A 21,643-nucleotide genomic window follows, 5' to 3' on the forward strand; every position below is an offset into this window, starting at 1 on the left:
GGGTCGGCCTGGTCGTGTCGTTCACCGAGCGCGCGCCGGCTGCGGCGCACCGTTCACGTGGAACAGAGCGGAACGAAAACTGGTCGAGTGGCCGGACCATCATGCGATGCGGTTGTTACCGGTGTTGCGCTCTCGGTGATCGGCAATCCAGTTTGGCTGTATATCAGCGGTCACTGTCCGAGAGACGTCCAGGCCGACGCGTGTCGAACGGATACGGCCGTTGCCGCGTGCGGTCGTCGAGGAACGTACGGTTCGACAGGCAAGTTGAAGCTCGGAGCACGAAGCGTGCCGCGGTGTCGCGGTGCGAGTCGGGAAGGCAGACCTGTGCACACGGACGTCCACGGTGGAGAGCACTCACCGGCGCACGACACACCGCAGGCTTCCGGCACCGCCCGCGAGGAGAGCGTGCCGAGGGCGGGGATGCTGCATCACGTCGAGGTGTGGGTGCCGGATCTCCAACGCGCCGTCGCGCAGTGGGGGTGGCTGCTCGAGCAACTCGGTTACACGCTCTTCCAGAACTGGAAGGAAGGCCGCAGTTGGCGTCTCGGCCCCACCTACATCGTCTTCGAACAGTCGCCGAGCCTGACCTCCGAGCGCCACGACAGATGTGCCCCCGGCCTCAACCACCTTGCCTTCCACGTCCATGACGAACACGCCGTCGACACCCTGGTGGAAAGGGCACTGGGCAACGGCTGGACGCTGATGTTCCCCGAAGAGCACCCCTATGCCGGCGGCAAGCAGCAGTACGCGGCCTACATGGAGAACACCGACGGGTTCGAGGTCGAACTCGTGGCCATCCCCGGACCCGCGATCCACGGATGAGACCGGCGCCGGGCCCGCCGACCGGAACCGACCGGTCAGGATTGGAGAAGCCCCCGCCCCCTCCCCCGTCCTAGCCTGAATTCACCGGCGAAATCCGTCGGACCACGCTTCACGGAGGAACTCGCCATGACCGACGGACTGAACACGATCATCTACCCCGTCAAGGATCTCGACAGCGCGAAGGCCCTGTTCGGCGCCCTGCTGGGGGTCGAGCCGTACGCGGACGAGCCGTACTACGTCGGCTACAAGGCCGCCGGGCAGGACGTCGGTCTCGACCCGAACGGGCACGCCAGGGGCATGACCGGACCGGTTCCGTACTGGACCGTGGACGACATCCGGACGCGGCTCGCGGCCATGGTGGAGGCGGGGGCCGAACTGGTGCAGGACGTCCAGGACGTCGGCGGCGGCAAGCTGATCGCCTTTGTGAAGGACGCGGACGGGAACTTCGTCGGGCTGGCCCAGAATCCGGCCGCCTGACGCCGATGCCGTACCGGCCGCACTACTTGCACGTGCACTAGTTGCGCACTCAATAATTGGCCGGATCGGTGTTACCGTGCCTGTATGGCAGTGAAGACGGCCGGCGCCCGGCAGCTGGAGGAACAGTGGCGGGACATCCTGTCCGTGCACGCGCGCACGATGTGCGAGATCGACCGTGTACTGCACCCGCACGGCCTGGGCGCGAGCGACTTCGAGGTACTCGACATGCTCGCGTCCGAGGCGCCCGAAGTGGGCGACCAGTGCCGGGTGCAGAACCTGGTCGGCCGGGTCCATCTCAGCCAGAGCGCGCTCTCCCGCCTCATCGGACGGCTGGAGAAGGACGGCCTCGTGGAACGTTCCGTCTGCGTGGAGGACCGACGCGGGGTATGGGTCGCGCTGACCCGTAAGGGCCGCGACCTCCACGCGGAGGTGCTGCCGCTCCAACGGGACGTGCTGGCACGGATGTTGGACGACGCGCAGGACTGACAAAGTCCCCCTCCGCACTCGCCTCACACCACGAACTCGGCCCCGTCCATGAGTACTTCGACCCCCGCCCCGTTCACCTGCGCCCTTGCCGCCGAGCCCGCGTCGAGCAGGGGGTTCGTGTTGTTGAGGTGGGTGTAGATCCGGCGGACCCCGGGATGGCGGGTGAGGGCGGTGAGGCTGCCGTGGGGGCCCGTGACGGGCAGGTGTCCCGGCGTCGGCCTGCCGGCGCGTGCCGTCGTGCCCGTCTCGTCGGCGGTGAAGAACGTGCCGTCCAGCACCGCGCAGTCCGTCGACGTCATCAGGTCGTCGAGGGTGTCCGTCCAGGCGGCGATGCGCGGTGCGTAGACGAGGGCCCCGCCGGTGGCCAGGTCCTCGACACGGTACGCCGTCACCCAGCGGTCGTCCGGTGGGCGGGGCGGCACGTACTTGGGGGCCTTGGCGCCCACCGGGTGCGCCGTGACGACCAGGCCGCCGGCCAGTACGAACCCGCCCTCCGCGAGGCTGTCGGACCACTCCCAGGGGGCGTAGCGGTCGAGGACGGCCCGGGCCGGGGTGAGCGCGGCGAGGACGGGCGACGGAGCGTACACCTTGAGGCCCACCGCCTCGCGGAGTGCGGCCAGGCCCGCCGCGTGGTGGGCCTCGGCGTCGGTGAGGAGCACACCGCGCACGGGGGTGGTCTGCGGGCCGGGGCCCGGCCAGAGCGCGGGGGTGGCGGTGAGCTGGGTGCGGATGTCGGGTGAGGCGTTGAGCAGCCACCAGTCCCGCGCGTTGCCGGTGACGGCCACGCACTCCTGGGTACGCGAGGGCAGCTTCCCGTCTCGGGCGGCTCCGCACAGCGCACAGGCACAGTTCCACTGCGGGAAACCGCCGCCGGCCGCGGTACCGAGCAGGACGACCCTCACGACGATCGCGCCCCCTTGCAGAACTCACCCAACTCGCGGACTCACCGAATGCCCTCGAGGGATCTTTCCTCCAAAACGGACCCGACTACCCCACCGCAGGGGACAGTTCCGGCCGATCTCCACCCGCCCACTCCCCCTCTCCCCCGGTCAACGCAACAGATCCCGTACGGCCGCGAACGCCGCCTCCACCGTCGCCGGATCCGCCCCCGGACGGGCCAGCGCGCTCATGGGAATCGGGGTGACGGAGGGCAGCCCGTCGTAGGGAGTCAGCCCGTCCGGAGCCGAACCGACCGCCGCGAGCAGTGCGACGCCCTGCCCCGTGCGGGCGATGTCGAGGACCCCGGCGAGATAACCGGCGTCACCGACCACCGCGGCCGGTACCCCGTGCGCCGCGAGGGTCGAGATGGCCCGGCGGCGGATCGCGCACGGGTCCTCGATCGCGACCAGCGGGACGGGCGCGGGCGCGGCCGGGCGCTGCCAGCCGGGCGTCGCGTGCCAGGTGAGCGGGAGGCCGCCGACCGGTGTGCCCTCGGTGGCGGCCGCCTCGGTGACGTACACCGCGACGTCGACGCTGCCGCGTTCCACGGCCTCGACGAGGCGGGCCGAGCGGTCGATGCGGAAGCGGACCCGGCAGCCGGGCCGCACCTCCTGGACGGCGGCGGTCAGCCGTGGCAGGAACTGGTCGGCCGCGTGTTCGGTGGACCCGATCGTGACGGTGTCGCCGTCCACGTCGAGCAGTGTGCGTACGGCCTCGTCGTGCACGGCGAGGATGCGGCGGGCCTGTTCCAGGAGCAGCCGTCCCTCGGGCGTGAACCGGGTACCCCGCCCCTCCCGCTCCACGATCGGCCGGCCCAGCGTCTTCTCCAGCCTGCGCACATGCTGGCTGACCGCGGACTGGCTCAGGGCGAGGGCCCGGGCCGCGCGATGGAAGCCGCCGCAGTCGGCGATCGCGGTCAGGCTGCGCAGGGCCACGATGTCGAGGACAGGTTGGGGCATGCCGGTGACGGTAGCCGTTCCACGTATCGATCCGAATCGATCGCGATAACTGATCGATTTCGATGCGGAATCATCGTTGGACGCGATCGGTCGCGTCCGGTCATGATGGGCGCATGCTGCACACGACCGCTTTCGCTGCCCTTCTGACGCAGCGCCGAGTCATCGACTTCGGCGTGGCGTGCAGCGCGCGTTGTCGTTGACCCACCGCCTCTTCGCGGCGCCCTTCCCGAGCTCTCGCTGATTACGTTCTCGCTGATCACGTCCGCCCTGCGCACTGACACGTGACGGCGGCTCCAGCCTGCTCACTTCCTCCCCCTCTTCTCAATTCCCCTCCCCTTTCCCCTCGTTGGGAGCTGTCACCCCATGCCCTCTTCCTCCGTCTCGTCCTGGGACGAACCCGAAGGCCTCGCCGCGCGCGGCACGTTGATCGTGCTGGCCGGGCGGGGCGAACACGGCGGTGTCTACGAGCGGTTCGGCCGCCGGCTCGGCTACGACGCCTACCGCGTCCGCGCCCTCGGCGACCCCACCGCCGACCCCGCCGTACTGGAGCAGGCCGCCAAGCTGCTCGCCGACGAGTCGCTGCCCGGCCCGAAGGTGCTGGTCGGTTCCGACACGGGCGCGCTCTACGCCCTTCAGCTCGCCGCCGAGCAGACCGCGGGCGTCGACGCGCTGGTCCTGGCCGGACTGCCCACCGGCGCCTGGACAGCGGGCAGTTGGGAGGAGGAGGCCGCCGCCCGCACCGCCTGCCCGACCCATCAGGGCCGTCTCACCAACGACCCCGGCTTCCGGCGCGGTGCCATCGACGACACCCCGGACCTGCCCGAACCGCGCCTGGACCTGGTGCGCGTCCCGGTCCTGGCCCTGCACGGCAAGGACGACACGATCAGCCCGCTCGACCGGGCACTGAGCGTCTACGGCGGTCACCCGGGCGTGCACACCGTCGTCTTCCACGGCGGTCGGCACGACGTCCTCAACGACGCGCTGCACCGCACCGCCGCCGCCACGGTCGTCCTGTTCCTCGAACGGCTCCGGCTGGCCCCCGAGGCACCGGTGACCTCTGAAGTCCGCGAACTTCCGCTGATTGCTCAGGAGTTGACATGACCGGCCGCGTGACGACCACGGTCCACGAGCTGACCGAACTCCTCGGCTCCGACCAGCCCCCCGTGCTGCTCGACGTCCGCTGGGCCCTCGGCGATCCCCACGGCCGCGACCACTACGCGGACGGCCACATCCCCGGCGCGGTCTACGTCGACCTGGACACGGAGTTGGCCGCACCGGCGAGCCCCGAGGGCGGCCGGCACCCGCTCCCCGACTTCGCCGAACTGCAGGAATCCGCCCGCCGTTGGGGCATCGGCGACGGCCGGCCCGTCCTCGTCTACGACGACCTGGGCAACACGGCCGCGGCTCGCGCCTGGTGGCTCTTGCGGTACGCCGGGATCGCCGAAGTGACCCTGCTCGACGGGGCGTTGGGGGCCTGGCGGACAGCGGGACTGCCGTTGGAGTCCGGGATTCCCGACGATCCGGCACCCGGTGACGTCGAACTCCGCGCGGGTGCACTGCCGACCACCGATGCCGACGGCGCCGCCGAACTCGCCGTATCCGGGCTTCTGTTGGACGCCCGCGCCGGTGAGCGCTACCGGGGTGAGGTCGAGCCGGTGGATCCGCGCGCCGGACACATCCCGGGGGCCGTGTCCGCGCCGACCGGGGAGAACCTGGCGGCGGACGGGACCTTCCTGGCGCCCGAGCTGCTGCGCAAGCGGTTCGAGGAGCGGGGGGCCGGTGAGGCGGCCCGCATCGGCGTGTACTGCGGGTCCGGGGTCACCGCCGCGCATCAGATCGCGGCGCTGGAGATCGCCGGGTTCGAGGCGACGCTCTTCCCGGGTTCCTGGTCCGCCTGGTCCGCCGACCCCGCGCGCCCGGCGGCGACGGGAGACCGGCCATGACGACGAAACCACTGGACGCGGCGGTGCTGCCGCAGCAGAAGGAAGTGGCGCCCGCGCCGTCCACCCGGGTCACCATCCGCGGCACCGCGAAGGTCAACCGCCGTTTCACCGTGCCCCGTTCGGTGCGCCGGGCCGCCGGACCCGTCGGTCTCGTCCTGCTCTGGTTCCTGACCTCGGCCACCGGCGTGCTCCCCGAGTCCGTGCTGGCCTCCCCCGTCGACGTCCTGCGTCAGGCGGTGGACCTGACGAAGAACGGCGAACTCCCCCACGCCATCGCCGCGTCGGGCCGCCGCGCCGCCATCGGCTTCCTCATCGGCGCGACCGTCGCGCTGACGCTGTCGCTGCTGGCCGGGCTGTTCCGGCTCGGTGAGGACGTCATCGACTCCTCGATGGGCATGTTCCGGGCGATCCCCTGGGTGGGTCTGATCCCGCTGTTCATCGTCTGGTTCGGCATCGAGGAGACCCCGAAGATCGCGCTCGTGGCGCTCGGGGTGACGTATCCGCTGTACTTCAACATCTACGGCGGCATCCGCTCGACCGACGCCCAACTCGTCGAGGCCGCACGGATGATGGGGCTCGGCCGGTTCGGGCTGATCAAGTACGTGATCCTGCCGAGCGCGCTGCCCGGGGCACTCGTGGGCCTGCGGTACGCGCTGTCCACCGCGTGGCTGGCGCTGGTCTTCGCCGAGCAGGTCAACGCGGACGCGGGGCTCGGCTATCTGATGAGCAACGCCCAGCAGTACTTCCGTACGGACGTCATCGTGCTGTGCCTCGTCGTGTACGCGCTGCTCGGTCTCGCCTGCGACTTCGCCGTACGGATCCTGTCGCGCCGGCTGCTGACCTGGCGTGCCAACTTCGAGGGTGAGGCGTAGAGATGGCCAACTCCGTTGAGATACGGGGGCTTTCACGGGCCTTCGACGGCAACACCGTGCTGCACGACCTCGATCTGGACATCCGTGAGGGCGAGTTCGTTGCCCTGCTCGGGCACAGCGGCTGCGGCAAGTCGACGCTGCTGCGGATCCTCGCCGGGCTGGACGACGAGATCGGCGGCGAGGTGACCGTGCCCGCGCGGCGCAGCGCGGCCTTCCAATCGCCGCGGCTGCTCCCGTGGTTGAAGGTGTGGCGCAATGTCGTGCTCGGGCTGCCGGGGCGTCCGAACCGGACGCTCGCGCTCAAGGCGCTCGACGAGGTCGGCATCGCGGAGCGGGCGACCGTCTGGCCCAAGACGCTGTCCGGCGGTCAGGCCCAGCGGGTCTCGCTCGCCCGTGCCCTGGTCCGTGAGCCCGAACTCCTTTTGCTGGACGAGCCGTTCGGCGCGCTGGACGCGCTGACCCGGGGCAAGGTGCAGGCGCTCGTCGCCGAGCTGTGGCGGCTGCACGGGTGCGCGATCCTCCTGGTCACCCATGACGTGGAGGAGGCGCTGCTGCTCGCCGACCGGGTCCTGGTGATGGACGAGGGCCGTATCGCCCACGAGGTGACCGTCGACCTGCCCCGCCCCCGTGATCTGACCGCCCCCGAGTTCGTGACCCTGCGCGCCCGCCTCCTGAACTGGCTCGGCGTGACCCGCACCCTGGAAGGAACCCCCTCGTGATCCGCAGAATCGCCGCCACCACCCTGAGCATGACCGCCCTGCTGGCGCTGAGCGCCTGCGGCGCCGACTCCTCGGCGGACGCCTCCGCCGGCGGGCAGGTCACCCTCACCATCGGCGACCAGGCCAAGACGCTCCAGACGATCATCGCCGCGTCGGACGCGCTCAAGGGCGCCAAGTACAAGGTGAAGTGGGCCGAGTTCCAGGGTGCGGCCCCGCTCTATCAGGCGGTGCAGGCGGACGCCGCCGACACCGGGTACTCCGCCGACCTGCCCGCGCTCCAGGCGCTCAGCGGCGGAGTCAAGATCAAGAATGTCGCCGCTCTCAAGAACGACGGCACACACGTCGGGATCGTCGTCCGTAAGGACTCCGGCATCGACAGCGTGAAGGACCTCAAGGGCCAGAAGGTCGTGGTGTCCTCGGCCAAGGGCAGCATCTCGGAGTACCTGCTGGCCAACGTGCTGAAGCAGAACGGGCTCAGCTACAAGGACGTCAAGGTGCAGTACCTGCTGCCGACCGACGCGCAGGCCGCCTTCGCCTCCGGGAAGGTCAAGATCTGGGCGACGTTCGGCGTCTACCAGGCGGTCGGCCTGGAGCAGGGCGGCAAGCTCCTCGTCGACGGCGCGGACGGCCGGGTCAGCGGCTACGGCTTCATCAACGCCTCGGAGAAGGCACTCGCCAACTCGGCGAAGAAGACCGCCCTTTCGGACTTCCTCCAGCGTCTGAGCACGGCGCTGAAGTGGACCAGCACCCACCAGGACGCGTACGCGAAGGCCATCGAGCAGCGCAACGGCGCCGACGCCACGGTCGCCAAGACCCTCGCCTCGGCCGCCTACAGCCAGGTGCTGCCGATCACCTCGGACGTCGACACGACCGTCCAGCAGGTCGCCGACCTCATGAACAGCATCGGGGTCCTCGACCCGAACGTCGACGTGGCCAAGTCCGCCGACACCTCCCTGCTCAAGTGACCACGGACACCGCCCCGCTCAAGTGACCTTCCCGTCCTAGGAGTTCGCTCATGCCTGTCGAGTTCATCAGCGCCGTCCACACCGACTCCGGGGCCTCGGGTCCCGCCGCGTCGAGCCGTACCGGCTTCGACGTCGACCATCTGCGCAAATACGCCCGCGCGTTGGACGACGGCGGCTTCGACCACACCCTGGTCGCCTACCACTCGGCCTCGCCCGACGCCTTCCAGGTCGCCCAGTTCGTCGCCACCCACACCGAGCGCGTCCGCCCGATCCTCGCGCACCGGCCCGGCGTCATCTTCCCCACGCACGCGGCACGCGCCCTGGCCACGCTGGACCAGATCAGCAACGGCCGGCTGACGCTGCACATCATCTCCGGCGGCAGCGACGAGGAGCAGCGCCGGGAGGGCGACTACCTCAACAAGGCCGAGCGGTACGAGCGTTCGGACGAGTACATCCAGATCCTGCGCAAGGTGTGGGAGGCCGAGGGGCCCGTCTCGCACGAGGGCAAGTACTTCACGTTCGAGGGCTACTACTCCGACGTGAAGCCGGTGAACGGCCTCGTCCCGATCTCGGTCGGCGGCTCCTCGCAGGACGCGTACCGGGTGGGCGGGCAGCAGGGCGACATCTTCGGGCTGTGGGGCGAGCCGTTGAAGGAGACGGCCGAGCAGATCGCCGCCGTCAACGCGGTCGCGGATGCCGCCGGGCGCCCGCATCCCCGTATCTGGGTGTCGTTCCGCCCGATCATCGCGCCCACCGAGGAACTCGCCTGGGAGAAGGCCCACCGCACCCTCGGCGTCCTCAAGGACCAGGCGAAGAACACCGAGTTGCTCCGCCACTACCGCACCACCGGCCGCCCCGCGAACGTCGGCTCGCAGCGCCTGCTCGACATCGCCGAGCGCGGCGAGGTCCAGGACCGCTGCCTGTGGACCGCCCCCGCCGTCGCCACCAACGCGGCGGGCGCGTCAACTGCCCTTGTGGGTACGCCCGAGACGGTCGCCCAGGCGTTGCTCGACTACGTCGACATCGGCTGCGACCTGCTGTCGATCCGCGGCTACGACCCACTCAACGACGCGATCGACTACGCCCGCCACGTCCTGCCGCTGGTCCGCCAGGAACTCGCCCACCGGGCGACCACCTCGCAAGCCGCCTGATCCGTCCCCCTCCCTGATTGCGAACTCCCCTATGGAGACCCCGTGTTGTTCCGCCGTTCCCTGCGCGCGTCCGCCGCCACCCTCGCCCTGCTGCTCCCCTTCGCCGCCGCCTGCGGAGGCAGCGCGAAGGCCGAGTCCTCGTCCGACGTCTCCTCCGTGACCCTGCGGGTCGGCGACACCGGCTGGAAGGTCGGCGCGGCCGTCCTCAAGTACGCCCACCTCGACGACACCCCGTACAAAGTGAAGTGGAGCCTGTTCCAGGGCGGCGACCAGCAGCTCCAGGCGATCCGCGCCGGAGCGCTCGACCTCGCCTCCTCCAGCGAGATCCCGCCCCTCTTCTCGGCGGCCGACGGCAACCCCAACTTCAAGGTCGTGGCCGTCCAGCGCGGCACCACCCTCAACCAGGAAGTCGTCGTCCCCAAGGGCTCCAAGGTGACCGACATCGCCGGCCTGAAGGGCAAGAAGGTCGGCTACGTCCAGAACACCACCGCCCACTACTTCCTCTACGAGCTGCTGAAGCAGGCCGGGTTGACCTGGTCGGACATCGACGCCAAGCCGCTGCTCCCCAACGACGGCCTCGCGGCCCTGAACGGCGGTTCCATCGACGCCTTCGCCTCCTACGGCACGTCGATCATCACCGCCCACCAGCAGGGCGCGACGACGGTCGGCTCCGGCGCCGACATCCTCTCCGGCAACTTCCTCTGGTCCGCCCGCGACAGCGTCCTCAAGAGCCCCGCACAACGGGCCGCCGCGGCCGACCTGATCGCCCGGATCACCAAGGCGTACGCCTACGTCCGCGACGGCCACGAGGACGGCTTCGCGAAGGTCACCGCGGACGCCACCCACCAGCCGCTCGCCCGGGCCAAGTCGGACCTGGTCGCCGCGCAGAAGCAACGTCCCACCCAGGCCAGGACCGTCGGCGCCGACACGATCGCCTCCCAGCAGAAGGTGGCCGACGCCTTCACCGAACTCGGCGCGCTCAAGAAGCACTTGGACGTGAAGTCGTTCTGGACCACCGCACTCAACTCCGACCTGAAGAAGGCCCTGTGACCGCCCGCATCGCCGACCTGGCCGCCGGCTACGACCAGTCGGGCGCCTTCCCCGCCGACTCCCTCCGCATCGCCCACGAGGCCGGCCTCCTCACCGCGACCATCGGCGAGTCCTACGGCGGCGGGGGCGCCCGGGTCGAGGAGAGCGCGCGCATCCTCCACCGGATCGGGCAGGGCGACCCGTCGGTGGCCCTGATCGCGGCGATGACCCTGAACACGCACGCCCGGCAGGCCGCACAACCGCACTGGCCCGAAGAGCTGTACGCGCGTGTGGTCAAGGAGTCCTTCGAACGGCCGGTGCTCGTCAACCACGCACGCGTGGAACCCGAGTTGGGCTCCCCCGCACGCGGCGGCCTCCCCTCCACCCTCGCCCGGCGCACCCCGGACGGCTGGTCGCTGAGCGGCACCAAACGCTTCGTGACCGGCGCGGAGGGCCTGGACTGGTTCCTGGTGTGGGCCACCACCGACGAACCCGAGCCACGCGTCGGCACCTTCCTGGTGCCGGGCGGCTCCCCCGGGATCGAAATCACCGGCCGCTGGGACCAGTTGGGACTGCGGGCCAGCGGCAGCCACGACGTGACGTTCCGGGACGTGGAGATCCCGTACGAGCATGTCATCGGCATCGGCCCGTACGGGGCATCGGCGGAGCAGGACAACCGGGCGGGCGCCTCCCTTCATCTCCCCCTCGCCGCCCTCTACTTGGGGGTGGCACGGGCGGCGCAGTCCTTCTTCCACACGTTCGCCCACGCGCGCGTGCCCGCCAACCTCGGTCATCCGGTGGCCCGTACGGAACGCTTCCGCAGGACCGCCGGGGAGATCGAGGTACTGCTGGCCGCCGCCGAGCAGCTGGTGTTCGGCGGGGCCGCCCGGGTGGACTCCGGCGACTCCTCGTACACCCCCGAACAGGCGCTGGGAGCACGGGTGTTGGCCGACCGGCACGGTGTACGGGCGGTGGAACTGGCCGTACGGCTGCTCGGCAATCCCGGGCTCGCGCGCGGGAATCCGCTGGAGCGGCACTTCCGGGACATCCAGTGCGCGCCCGTGCACGCCCCTCAGGAAGACATCTCCTTGCTCGCGATCGGAACGAAGGCGTTGAACCCGTAGTCCGCCCTATAACGGACCCCATGTCGGCACGCACAGTGAAGGTACGGAACCGGTGACCACAGCTCCCCCCACCACCCCCACCGCCGCCGCCCGGCTGCTCGGTCTGCTCGCCCGGGATCTGCCGCCCGACCAACTCGCCACGGACCCGCGCACGTTGGCGGCGCACACCACGGACCGTTCGGGCACCCGGCCGGACGGTGTCCCGCTCGCCGTGGTGCACGCGCGGCGCACCGAGGACGTGACCGCCACGCTCCGGCACGCGAACGCGCTGCGCGTGCCGGTGGTGCCGCGCGGTGCGGGCACCGGCCTGTCGGGCGGGGCGTCGGCCGGCGAGGGCGTGCTCGTGCTGGACCTGTCCGGGATGAACCGCATCCTCGAACTGTCGGCCGACGACCAGCTCGCGGTGGTCGAACCGGGCGTGATCACAGCCGAGTTGGACCGGGCGGCGGGTGAACACGGGCTGCGGTACGCACCCGATCCGGCGAGTGCGGCGATCTCCACGATCGGCGGGAACATCGCGACCAACGCGGGCGGGCTGCGGTGCGCGAAGTACGGGGTGACGCGGGACAGCGTGCTCGGTCTGGAGGCCGTCCTCGCCGACGGGACGGTGGTCACGACCGGCCGCCGTACCGTCAAAGGGGTCACCGGTTACGACCTCACCGCGCTGCTGACCGGCTCCGAGGGCACCCTCGCCGTCATCACGTCGGCGACGCTGCGGCTGCGTCCGGTGCCGGTGGCGACCGCGACGCTGGCCGCCTACTTCGACTCGTTCGAGGCGGCGGCCGAGGCGTCGTACGCGATCGGGCGGGCCGGGGTCGTGCCGGCGCTCGCGGAGCTGCTCGACGGGCCGGTGCTGCGGGCCGTCGATCCGGCGCTCGGCGAGCGCGGGTCGGCGCTGCTGCTGGTGCAGTGCGACGGGGCGGGGGCGGCCATCGAGGCGGAGCAGGTCGCGCGGGTGCTGGCGCCGACGGCCACGACCGTGGAGACCACCGCGGACCCGGTCGAGGCGGAGGCCCTGCTCGCGGCCCGGCGGCTCGCCCTGCCCGCACTGGAGCGGCTGGGCCGGCCGCTGATCGAGGACATCGCCGTGCCCCGGTCGCGGCTCGCGGAGGCGGTCCGCGAGATCCGCGCCATCTCGGCCCGCCACGATGTGCCGGTCTACACTCTCGCGCATGCCGCGGACGGCAACCTCCATCCGATCATCGTGGTCGATCCGGCCCTGGACCGGCTGCCGGACGCGGCCTGGGAGGCGGCCGGCGAGATCTTCGCGCTGGCGCTGCGGCTCGGCGGGACGCTGACCGGTGAACACGGTGTGGGCGTGCTGAAGCGGCAGTGGGTGGCGGACGAACTCGGGCCCACCGCTCACGCGTTGCAGCGCCGGCTGAAGGAGGCGTTCGATCCCCGGGGCATCCTCAACCCCGGCAAGACCCTGTGAGGCGCCCCGGACCGGATACCGCCGAACGGGTGAGGCCGAGTGATCCGGGGGTGGTGCGGGAGCACGTGCGGTTGGCATGTGCCTCGACCGCCGTCCGAAGTCATCACTCGTCGTGACCGACGACGGGTAGCTCTACGCACGGAATGTGACGGACGCAGCCGTCCCGCCAACGGACGCAGCCGTCCCGTCACCCGTGCGACAGGAGAGAAGGCACCATGTCGGTCGACACCGGTACCGCGCCCGAGGCGGGCGCCGAGGAGCGGGAACAGCAGAGCCTCGGTACTGCCGCGGCACGCACTCTGGCGACCACGACCAAGTCCGAACCCCAGATGCAGGGCATCAGTTCACGCTGGCTGACCCGCATGCTCCCCTGGGTGAACGTGCCCGGCGGCACCTACCGCGTCAACCGCCGGCTGTCCTACACACGGGGCGACGGACGGGTGACGTTCTTCCAGACCGGCGCACAAGTGCGGGTCGTCCCCGCCGAGTTGAGCGAACTGCCGCTGCTGCGCGGATTCGCGGACGCCGACGCGCTCGGCGCACTGGCCGAGCGGTTCGAGCAACGGGAGTTCGCACCCGGCCAGTTGATCGTGGAAGCGGGCCGCCCCGCCGACCAGGTGTTCCTCATCGCGCACGGCAAGGTCGAGCAGCTCGGGGAGGGCCCCTACGGCGACGAGGCGATCGCCGGTCTGCTGGCCGACGGCGACACCTTCGGCGGCCAGGTGCTCGCCGACCCCGACGGCAGCTGGGAGTTCACGGCCCGCGCGGCGACGGCCACCACGGTACTGGCGCTGCCGCACTCGGCGTACCAGGCCGTCGCGGAACGGCACCCGGAGCTGAGCGCGCACGTCGAGGCGACCGGCTCGGATGAACCCGGCCCGGTCAACCCGTTCGGCGAGGCGGCGATCGCCCTCAGCGCCGGACATGTCGGCGAGCCGGATCTGCCGGGCACGTTCGTGGACTACGACCTCGCCCCGCGCGAGTACGAACTCAGCGTCGCCCAGACCGTGTTGAAGGTGCACAGCCGCGTCACCGACCTCTACAACCAGCCGATGAACCAGACCCAGCAGCAACTCCGGCTGACTGTCGAGGCGTTGCGCGAGCGGCAGGAGAACGAGCTGGTCAACAACCGGGACTTCGGCCTGCTGCACAACGCCGACTACGACCAGCGGATCTCCACCCACTCCGGGCCACCGACCCCCGACGACCTGGACGAGCTGCTGAGCATGCGGCGCGACACCCGCTTCCTGTTCGCCCACCCGAAGGCGATCGCCGCGTTCGGCCGGGAGTGCAACAAGCGGGGTGTCTACTTCAGCGGCGTCGACGTCGGCGGCCACCATCTGCCCGCCTGGCGCGGGGTGCCGCTGCTGCCGTGCGGCAAGATCCCGGTGAGCGCGTCCCGTACGTCGTCGATCATCGCGATGCGCACCGGCGAGGACGACCAGGGCGTGATCGGCCTCTACCAGACGGGCATCCCGGACGAGCTCGAACCGGGCCTCAACGTACGGTTCATGGGCATCAACGAGCAGGCGATCATCTCCTACCTGGTGAGCACCTACTTCTCGGCGGCGGTCCTGGTGCCGGACGCCATCGGCATCCTGGAGAACGTCGAGGTCTCCCGCCGGGACGGCAACTGACCGCCGGACACGGCTAGTTCAGGAACGCGTCCAACCGCGCCGCGTCCGGCGCCGTAGCCGGACCCGACGCGGTGACGGCCAGGGCGGCGCCCGCGTTGGCCCGGTGAGCGGCGGCCACCGGGTCGACACCCCGAGCCAGGGCGGCCATGAACACCCCGGTGTGCGCGTCGCCGGCGCCGTTGAGATCGACGGCGTCGACGGCGAATCCCGGCACGGCGACGAGGTCTCCGCCGTGGTGCACGAGACACCCGTCGGGGCCGGTACGGACGAGCACCGAGCCGCGCCCCAGCCGGGATTGGAGCACGCGGGAGGCCTCCGCCGGATCGTCGAGGCCCGTGAGCAGCGCGGCCTCGCGGGCGTTGCAGCTCCACCAGTCCGAGCGGGCGAGCAGCAACTCCACAGCCTCAGCGGGGATTTCGTGGACCAACGGCCCCGGGTCGGTGACCAGCGTGACGGCCGGGTCCAGTCGGGGCAGGAGATCAAGCAGGGCGGTGCGGTTGCTGTCGTAGAGCAGGCTGTATCCGGTGACGTAGACCAAGTCGCCCGCGCCCGGCCGGAGTTCGGCCAAATCGGCGCTGGTCAGAGTGGCTTCGGCGCCGGGGCTGGTGACGAAGGTGCGCTCGCCTTCCGTGTCCACCAGGCAGACCACGAAGCCGGTGTCCGGTTGCTGACGCGGCGCGAGCAGGATGTCGATGCCCTCGGCGTACAGCGCGGCGCGGGCCCGGTCACCGAAGGGGCCGGTGCCGTGCGCTCCTGCGTAAGTCACCGGGAGTCCCTGGCGGGCGGCGGCTGCCATGACGTTGAAGCCGCCGCCCGGGGTGCGCTCGGTGCGGGTGGCGAGGACGTCGCCGCCGCGCTCGGGGAGGGCGGGGACATCAAGGACCAGGTCGACGACGACGTTGCCGAGGTGCCACAGTCTGGCGCTCACGGTCGGGCCCGGAGTCCGAGCAACGCGGCGGCTGTCGCGTCCAGTTGGAGCTTCGGGTTGACGCGTACGAGCGTCTCCCGCGCGGCGGCCGGGAAGGCGTCCACCCCGTGGCAGGCACCGCCGACAGCACCCGCGATCGCGGCGATGGTGTCGCAGTCACCGCCGACGGACGCGGCCAGCAACACGGCCCGCCAGGGGTCGTCGGGACAGGCGGCCAGCACGGCGAAGGCGGCGGGTACCGACTCCTGCGTGGCCAGACTCGTTCCGACCAACGCGTAGACGCGTTCGCAGACTTGGGCCTCCGTGAGACCCCGCACCAGCCCCGTCGCCCACACGATCCGTTCGGCGACGTCGGCGGCGGCCACCCAGTGTCCGCGCCCCGCCGCCAACCGGGCCGCCGACACGGCCACTTCGACCGCCTCGGGAACCGACGCCCCGTCAACTCCGGCGCTGACAGCGGCGGCCACGGCCGCGGCACCGGCGAGCGCGACCCCGGTGTTGTGGGTCAGGCTGCTCGCCTCGACCACCCGGTCCACCAACTCGGCCGGGTCGGCGACCGACACCGCGATGCCCACGGGGGCGATGCGCATCGCCGCTCCGTTGGTGGTGCCGTAGCGCCCTACTTCGTCGACCGTGGTGCCCGCGAGGACGAGTTCCACCGCGCGCTTGGTGGACGGCCCGAGGAGGTCGAGCGAGCCGCGGGCCCGCATGTCGTCCTCCCAGGCGATCAGGCGCCGGGCGAGTTCCGCCGGGTCGACGCGGCCCTTGCCGTCGAGGAGCAACTGGGCGAGGAGCAGGGCCTGTTCGGTGTCGTCGGTGACGGCTCCGGCCGGCATCCCGGCGGCGAGGGGATGGTCGGCGTCGGCCGGTTGGAAGCCGGTCAGGAACGGGCCGTAGCGAGATGTGATGTCCGGGCGGGACAGCATCTGGGTGGGCATGCCGAGGGCGTCTCCGAGGGCGAGCCCGTAGAGGGCTCCGGTGGCGCGGCTCTGGAGGGTCATGGGTACTTTCCGGGGGCAGGGGTGCGGGTCAGCCGAATTCGAGGGTCAGTTGGAAGTGGTCGGGGTCGAGGAGGCTCACGACATGTTCGACGAAGGAACCGTCGGCCGCCCGGCTGGTCCGCCGCGTGTCGAGGAACCAGTCACCCGGTTCGCGGCGCAGCAGCTCCGCCTCCCGCCCGTCGATCCGCCGCCCGCTCACCCGCTGCTCACCGTGGTCGGGCCGCAGCCCGGCCCGCAGCATCACCTCGGTCAGGGACTGTCCGTCGAGGCCTCTGGCGGGCAGCTCGCGCACCCCAGGGACGGGCGGCAGAAAGCTGCGTTCGTACGACACGACGACCGCGTCCGCGGCCAGTTCCCGTATCCGCTCCACGCACACGAACTTGGCCGCATCGAGGCCGAGTTGACTGGCCAGTCGCTCTTCCTGCCGTTCGTCCACGGCGAGGGTCCGTACCCGGGTGTCGATGCCCTGAGTGGCCAGCGCGTGGGCCCAGCCGAGGCGGTCGTCGAGGGGGCGGCCGTCGAAGAGGACGTAGGAGCCCTTGCCGGTGTGGGTGGCGATCAGGCCGGCCTCGCTGAGTTCGGCGAGGGCGGCGCGGACGGTCGTACGGCTGACGCCGAAGCGTTGGGCCAGGGCGTGTTCGCCGGGGAGTTGCTCGCCGGCGGGGCGGTGGCCGCTGCGGATCTCCTTGGCGAGGACGTCGGTGATGCGCTGGTGTTTGAGCCGGACGCCGGTCACGAGGTCTCCCCGACCGCCTCGGCGACGGTGACCACCCGGATCAGGGGTCGGTAGAGGTCCATGACGTGCAGCGCCTTGGCGTGGGAGTCGTCGTCCACACCGGCACAGGCGTCGGCGACGACCAGTACCTCGACTCCGGCGTCGGCGGCGGCGAGGGCGGTAGAGAGGACACAGCAGTCGGTGCTGACGCCGGCGAGGACGAGACGGCCGGTGGGGGCGACGCGTTCGGCGAGTTCCGGGGTCCACTTGCCGAAGGTGGGCGCGTCCACCAAGTGCCGTGCCCGGGCGGCGAATTCGTCGGTCAGTTGCCAGAGGGGGGCGTCCGGGGGCTGGAGCGCGAAGGGCCACTGGTCGTAGTAGGCGCGCCAGGCGCCCTCGGGTTTCTCGGGGGCCAGGAAGCGGGTGAAGGTGACGTGTTCGCCGAAGGCCGGCAGCAGTCGTCGTACGCCCGCCGCCGCCTCGGTGAAGCGGGGGGTGGCCCACGGGCTGTCGGGTTCGGCGAAGACGCGTTGCATGTCGATGACGGCGAGGTGGCCGGGTGCGGTGGTCATACGGCGGGCACCGCCTCCGGGCTCGGGGCCTCGGCTTCCTGCCGCTGGATGCGGGTGCGGCCCAGCGCGAGTGTGCCGAGGAAGCCGAGGGCGAGGGCGATCAGGACGCCGAGGTTGGCGTAGGCCCAGGAGCCGGACTTGCCGCCGAGGCCGAACGGGTCGAGCAGATAGCCCTGCCAAGTCAGCCAGCTGGCGGCCGTGTTGGTGACCAGGCCCCAGCCGATCGCGGTGGCGGCGAGGGTGAGGAGGAGCGGCGTGAGTGCCACGTCGCCGTAGCGGCCGGTCGGGCGGAAGAGGTCGCCCTCGTCGTAGTCGCGGCGCCGAAGGAGGAGGTCGGCGAGCATGATGCCGCACCAGGCGGCGATGGGGACGCCGAGGGTGGTGAGGAAGCCCATGAACTGGCCGAGGAAGTCGTCGGCGAAGAACACGATGTAGACGGAACCCGCGATCATCAGGACGCCGTCGACGAGCGCGGCGAGGTAGCGGGGTACCCGGAGGCCCGCCGACAGCAGGGCCAGGCCGGAGGAGTAGATGTCGAGGACCGCGCCGCCGACCAGGCCCAGGACGGCCACCACGGCGAACGGGACCAGGAACCAGGTGGGCAGGATCGTCGTCAGCGCGCCGATCGGGTCGGCGGCGACCGCCTTGTTGAGCGTGCTGGAGGAACCGGCGAGCAGCAGACCGAAGACCAGCAGGAGCAACGGGGCGACGGAGGCGCCGAACGTGGTCCAGCCGATCACGCCTCTGCCGGACGAACTCCGGGGCAGATAACGGGAGTAGTCGGCGGCGGCGTTGACCCAGCCGAGCCCGAAGCCGGTCATCATGAACACCAGCGCGCCGATGAACTCCTGCGCGGAGCCCGCCGGTACGGCGCTGACCGTGCTCCAGTGGATGTGGTCGGCGACGAGCGCGATGTAGACGATCGTGAGCACGCCGGTGACCACGGTGATGACCGTCTGCAGCCGCATGATCAGGTCGAAGCCCATGACTCCGCCTACGACGGTGAGCGCACCGACCAGGATCAGCGCGACCACCTTGGTCTCGGTGCCGCCGCCCCAGCCGAGTCTGCTGAAGACGGTCGCGGTGGCCATGGTCGCGAGGGCGGTGAGGACGGTCTCCCAGCCGACGGTGAGGACCCAGGAGATCACCGAGGGCAGCCGGTTGCCGCGCACGCCGTAGGCGGCGCGGCTGAGGACCATCGTCGGGGCGGAGCCGCGCTTTCCGGCGACCGCGATGAAGCCGCAGAGCAGGAAGGAGAAGACGATCCCGATCACACCGGCGACGAGCGCCTGCCAGAACGAGATCCCGAAGCCGAGCGCGAAGGCACCGTAGCTCAAGCCGAGGATGGAGACATTCGCTCCGAACCAGGGCCAGAACAAGGTACTTGGGGTGCCTTTGCGTTCGGCGTCGCCGATCACATCGAGGCCGTGTGTCTCGACCTGGAGCTGCCGGGACTGGGAAGTCTGGGAGGAGTCCGCCATCGTCGACCTACCTGTCTAGACGTGTTTAGTCGAGGCTAGGCGGGGTCGGGAGGGGCGTCAAGGGCGGGCCTGGGGCGGACCACTCCCTGTCAGTGGCAGTCGCCGTGCCGGCCCAGGGTCTCCACGGGGGTCGCGCCGGGGCGGGTCCACTGCGGCACGGGACGGCTGGTCCCGCCCCAGGTGGCGTTCCCGTCGGCGTCCGAGCGCCAGTACCAGCAGGCGTCGCGGCCGGGCGGGTAGCCCTCGGGGTTGTCCTGCCAGGCCTCGCCGCGGCCGTAGGGCGTCATGTCGAGCAGGGCGAGGGAGCCGTTGACGGGTTCGTTGCCGCGGCCCGTCGTGGAGTAGGTGAGGAACACGCGGTCGCCGTCGCGCAGGAAGGCGAGGATGTGCCCCATCCCGCCACCGATCGGCGCGTCCAGGCCCCGCACCGAGTACCAGGGCTCGGTGTAGCCCATGAACTCGACGTACGGGGCCACCTCGTCCCACGCGCCCGTGGTCAGGACGGCGTACGAGACGCCCCGGGCGTTGAGGTAGACGGCGTCCTTCATGTGCCAGGCGGTGGTGGTGCAGCCCTCGCACTGCCCCTGGTGGGGTGCGTGGTCGTGCCACATGTGCTGGTACACCACAAGTTCGTCGCGCCCCTGGAACAGGTCGAGGAACGGGACCGGCCCGTCGGCGCCGACGACCTCGGCCTTCCCGTCGAGCTCGACCATCGGCAGCCGCCGCCGGGCCGCGGCGATCGCGTCCCCCTCACGGGTGTGCGCCTTCTCCCGGATCAGCAGCTCGTCGCGCGCCGCGTCCCAGGTGGCGATGTCTACGACGGGCGGCTTGCCGGGGAGGTCGCGGCTCGCGGTGCCGGGTGTGGTCGTCATGGGGTCCTCCGTGGTGCGTCGTGTCGGAGTCGTTTCGGGCAGCGTCGTACGACGTACTACGGCGCTCACCGGATCAGACTCCGGGCGCGGCCGAAACTCATCGCGACGGGCAGGGCGTCCGCCGCAGGCGGGTCGTCCGCTGCGGGCGCCCACATATGGCGGCACCACATGTGCCGGCGCCACACGTGGGCACACCCCGCTGTTCCGCTCACCGGCACAGCACGCGACACGTCGTCGAACCGTCCGCAGGCTGTTCCCATCGGTCGGGGCGTGACACGTACCGCACCACGGGTGCCGCGCTTCCGCGATCTCGAAGGGGGCCGCCATGGAGTCGTCCGGGACGCATCAAGGGCACGGCGAGGCCGCCCACACTTCCCGCAAAGCCCGCGCCCGCGACACGTTGGCCCTGCTGAGCGGCGAGTTCGACGGGACGCACGGCGTATGGCGCTCGGCCATGGGCACGGTGTGTGTGGCCGACCCGGAGTCCGCCCGGGCGGTGCTCGGCAACCGGGACGCCGTGGTCGTCGAGGCGTCCGACTTCTACCGGACCCGGCACGGCGACTTCGGGCCCCGTGCGGCGCAGATCAGGATCGGGCGCGCGGCCCGCGCCCTGATACGCCGTCACCTGAACGCACGGCGGGCGGAGTTACCCGGCCTGGTCGCCGAACTCCTCGCCCCCAGCGCCGTCTGGCCCGACGCCGGGAACCTGCTCGTCCTGCGCCATCTGCGAGACGTCCTGCTGCACCGGGACGCGCCGCCCCAACTGCACGCCACCGTCGGGCAGATCGTCCATCGGGCGGTCCTGGCGGGCGCCCGGCACCGTCACTCGCCGCCGTCCCGACTGTTCTTCCGGCGCCGCGCGCTGAACTTCCTGCACACCGAAATACGCGCCCGGCAGGGGCAGTTGGATCCCACCCGCGATCCACGCGACCTCCTCGACGTCGTCGTGGACGAGAGCGAGCCCGGGGCCGACCCGAAGGATCTCGCCGAGGTCTATCTCTCCTTCCTGTTCGCCACCGTCGGCTCGGTCGGCTTCGCGCTCGGCTGGTCCGTGTACCTGCTCGGCACGCACCCCGACTCCCTTGCTGCGGAGCCGAGTTGGACGGTACGGGAGGCGCTGCGGCTGTGGCCCGTGGCGTGGCTGTTCGCACGGACACCGAGCCATGCGCAGACGCTCGGCGGGGCGGAGGTGACCCCGCGCGACCTCCTCGCCGTCTGCACCTACCTGGTGCACCGGCATCCCGGGTACTGGGAACGGCCGGACGAGTTCGTACCGGAGCGCTGGGCGGAGGCGGTTCCGGACGCGGCGTATCTGCCGTTCGGGTACGGGCCGCACACCTGTGCCGGGGCGACCGTCACCATGCGGCTCCTCGAAGACCTCATCGAACTCATCACCCGTGACTGGCGGTTGTCGGTCACCCAGGACGGCGCCGGTCCCCAGGTGGGCCCGGCGCTCGCTCCACCGCGTTTCACCGCGATGCTGAGCGCCCGCTCCGACTGTCCCGGAAGGAGGTGA

Annotated in this window: 22 protein-coding genes; 14 read left to right on the top strand and 8 right to left on the bottom strand. The window is 71.2% G+C overall.

Annotated elements, in window-relative coordinates:
* Positions 1–420 precede the first annotated feature (420 nt).
* From OG496_RS07345 to OG496_RS07355, 3 genes are all read left to right on the top strand, one after another.
* A complete protein-coding gene (locus tag OG496_RS07345) occupies positions 421–822 on the top strand; it encodes a VOC family protein (protein WP_405976578.1) in 402 nt (133 codons plus the stop codon).
* A 126-nt stretch (positions 823–948) separates the two neighbouring features.
* A complete protein-coding gene (locus tag OG496_RS07350) occupies positions 949–1,299 on the top strand; it encodes a VOC family protein (protein WP_405970092.1) in 351 nt (116 codons plus the stop codon).
* 84 nt (positions 1,300–1,383) lie between these two features.
* The gene (locus tag OG496_RS07355) at positions 1,384–1,785 is read left to right on the top strand and encodes a MarR family winged helix-turn-helix transcriptional regulator (protein ID WP_405970093.1); all 402 of its coding nucleotides are present in this window, start codon (positions 1,384–1,386) and stop codon (positions 1,783–1,785) included.
* A gap of 23 nt (positions 1,786–1,808) precedes the next feature.
* On the opposite strand, the gene pqqB is transcribed toward OG496_RS07355, so the two are convergent.
* On the bottom strand, positions 1,809–2,687 hold the full coding sequence (pqqB, locus tag OG496_RS07360) for a pyrroloquinoline quinone biosynthesis protein PqqB (protein ID WP_405970094.1): 879 nt from the start codon (positions 2,685–2,687) through the stop codon (positions 1,809–1,811).
* Between the two features lie 147 nt (positions 2,688–2,834).
* Positions 2,835–3,683, bottom strand: a complete 849-nt coding sequence (locus OG496_RS07365) for a LysR family transcriptional regulator (protein WP_365605654.1) — start codon at positions 3,681–3,683, stop codon at positions 2,835–2,837.
* A 363-nt stretch (positions 3,684–4,046) separates the two neighbouring features.
* Here OG496_RS07365 and OG496_RS07370 point away from each other — a divergent pair, with 363 nt between their 5' ends.
* The 10 genes from OG496_RS07370 (at position 4,047) to OG496_RS07415 (ending at position 14,558) form a co-directional block, all read left to right on the top strand.
* A complete protein-coding gene (locus OG496_RS07370) occupies positions 4,047–4,784 on the top strand; it encodes an alpha/beta hydrolase (RefSeq protein WP_405970095.1) in 738 nt (245 codons plus the stop codon).
* Complete coding sequence (locus OG496_RS07375; RefSeq protein ID WP_405970096.1) at positions 4,781–5,626, top strand: sulfurtransferase; 846 nt, start codon at positions 4,781–4,783, stop codon at positions 5,624–5,626. Before OG496_RS07370 ends, OG496_RS07375 begins: the two co-directional genes overlap by 4 nt.
* Positions 5,623–6,498: an ABC transporter permease gene (locus OG496_RS07380; protein WP_405970097.1), complete on the top strand. Its 876-nt coding sequence runs from the start codon at positions 5,623–5,625 to the stop codon at positions 6,496–6,498. Before OG496_RS07375 ends, OG496_RS07380 begins: the two co-directional genes overlap by 4 nt.
* Positions 6,499–6,500: 2 nt before the next feature.
* The gene (locus OG496_RS07385; protein ID WP_366495055.1) at positions 6,501–7,217 is read left to right on the top strand and encodes an ABC transporter ATP-binding protein; all 717 of its coding nucleotides are present in this window, start codon (positions 6,501–6,503) and stop codon (positions 7,215–7,217) included.
* Complete coding sequence (locus tag OG496_RS07390) at positions 7,214–8,182, top strand: ABC transporter substrate-binding protein (RefSeq protein WP_405970098.1); 969 nt, start codon at positions 7,214–7,216, stop codon at positions 8,180–8,182. The genes OG496_RS07385 and OG496_RS07390 overlap by 4 nt, the downstream gene beginning before the upstream one ends.
* Positions 8,183–8,232: 50 nt before the next feature.
* On the top strand, positions 8,233–9,333 hold the full coding sequence (locus OG496_RS07395; protein WP_405970099.1) for an LLM class flavin-dependent oxidoreductase: 1,101 nt from the start codon (positions 8,233–8,235) through the stop codon (positions 9,331–9,333).
* Positions 9,334–9,375: 42 nt separating this feature from the next.
* Positions 9,376–10,383: an ABC transporter substrate-binding protein gene (locus tag OG496_RS07400; RefSeq protein WP_405970100.1), complete on the top strand. Its 1,008-nt coding sequence runs from the start codon at positions 9,376–9,378 to the stop codon at positions 10,381–10,383.
* Positions 10,380–11,486 carry an acyl-CoA dehydrogenase family protein gene (locus OG496_RS07405; protein ID WP_405970101.1) on the top strand — a complete coding sequence of 369 codons (1,107 nt, stop codon included), beginning with the start codon at positions 10,380–10,382 and terminating at the stop codon, positions 11,484–11,486. The genes OG496_RS07400 and OG496_RS07405 overlap by 4 nt, the downstream gene beginning before the upstream one ends.
* Before the next feature lie 52 nt (positions 11,487–11,538).
* A complete protein-coding gene (locus OG496_RS07410; protein WP_405970102.1) occupies positions 11,539–12,921 on the top strand; it encodes an FAD-binding oxidoreductase in 1,383 nt (460 codons plus the stop codon).
* A gap of 215 nt (positions 12,922–13,136) precedes the next feature.
* Positions 13,137–14,558, top strand: coding sequence for a family 2B encapsulin nanocompartment shell protein (locus OG496_RS07415; protein ID WP_405970103.1), 1,422 nt, complete (start codon positions 13,137–13,139; stop codon positions 14,556–14,558).
* A gap of 13 nt (positions 14,559–14,571) precedes the next feature.
* Here the strand turns inward: OG496_RS07415 and OG496_RS07420 are convergent, their stop codons facing one another.
* The 6 genes from OG496_RS07420 to OG496_RS07445 all read right to left on the bottom strand — a co-directional run bounded on the left by OG496_RS07420 (position 14,572) and on the right by OG496_RS07445 (position 20,127).
* Positions 14,572–15,486, bottom strand: a complete 915-nt coding sequence (locus OG496_RS07420) for a PfkB family carbohydrate kinase (RefSeq protein ID WP_405970104.1) — start codon at positions 15,484–15,486, stop codon at positions 14,572–14,574.
* Entirely contained in the window at positions 15,483–16,487 is a 1,005-nt protein-coding gene (locus OG496_RS07425; protein ID WP_405970105.1) for an ADP-ribosylglycohydrolase family protein, read from the bottom strand. Before OG496_RS07425 ends, OG496_RS07420 begins: the two co-directional genes overlap by 4 nt.
* 28 nt (positions 16,488–16,515) lie before the next feature.
* Entirely contained in the window at positions 16,516–17,223 is a 708-nt protein-coding gene (locus tag OG496_RS07430; protein ID WP_405970106.1) for a GntR family transcriptional regulator, read from the bottom strand.
* Positions 17,220–17,774 carry a cysteine hydrolase family protein gene (locus tag OG496_RS07435; protein WP_405970107.1) on the bottom strand — a complete coding sequence of 185 codons (555 nt, stop codon included), beginning with the start codon at positions 17,772–17,774 and terminating at the stop codon, positions 17,220–17,222. Before OG496_RS07435 ends, OG496_RS07430 begins: the two co-directional genes overlap by 4 nt.
* On the bottom strand, positions 17,771–19,255 hold the full coding sequence (locus OG496_RS07440; RefSeq protein WP_405970108.1) for a purine-cytosine permease family protein: 1,485 nt from the start codon (positions 19,253–19,255) through the stop codon (positions 17,771–17,773). Before OG496_RS07440 ends, OG496_RS07435 begins: the two co-directional genes overlap by 4 nt.
* Positions 19,256–19,344: 89 nt before the next feature.
* Positions 19,345–20,127: a DUF899 family protein gene (locus tag OG496_RS07445; RefSeq protein WP_405970109.1), complete on the bottom strand. Its 783-nt coding sequence runs from the start codon at positions 20,125–20,127 to the stop codon at positions 19,345–19,347.
* 325 nt (positions 20,128–20,452) lie between these two features.
* On the opposite strand from OG496_RS07445, the gene OG496_RS07450 reads away from it, so the two are divergent.
* A complete protein-coding gene (locus OG496_RS07450; protein WP_405970110.1) occupies positions 20,453–21,643 on the top strand; it encodes a cytochrome P450 in 1,191 nt (396 codons plus the stop codon).

The organism is Streptomyces sp. NBC_00988 (assembly GCF_045162645.1).
GTDB lineage: Bacteria > Actinomycetota > Actinomycetes > Streptomycetales > Streptomycetaceae > Streptomyces.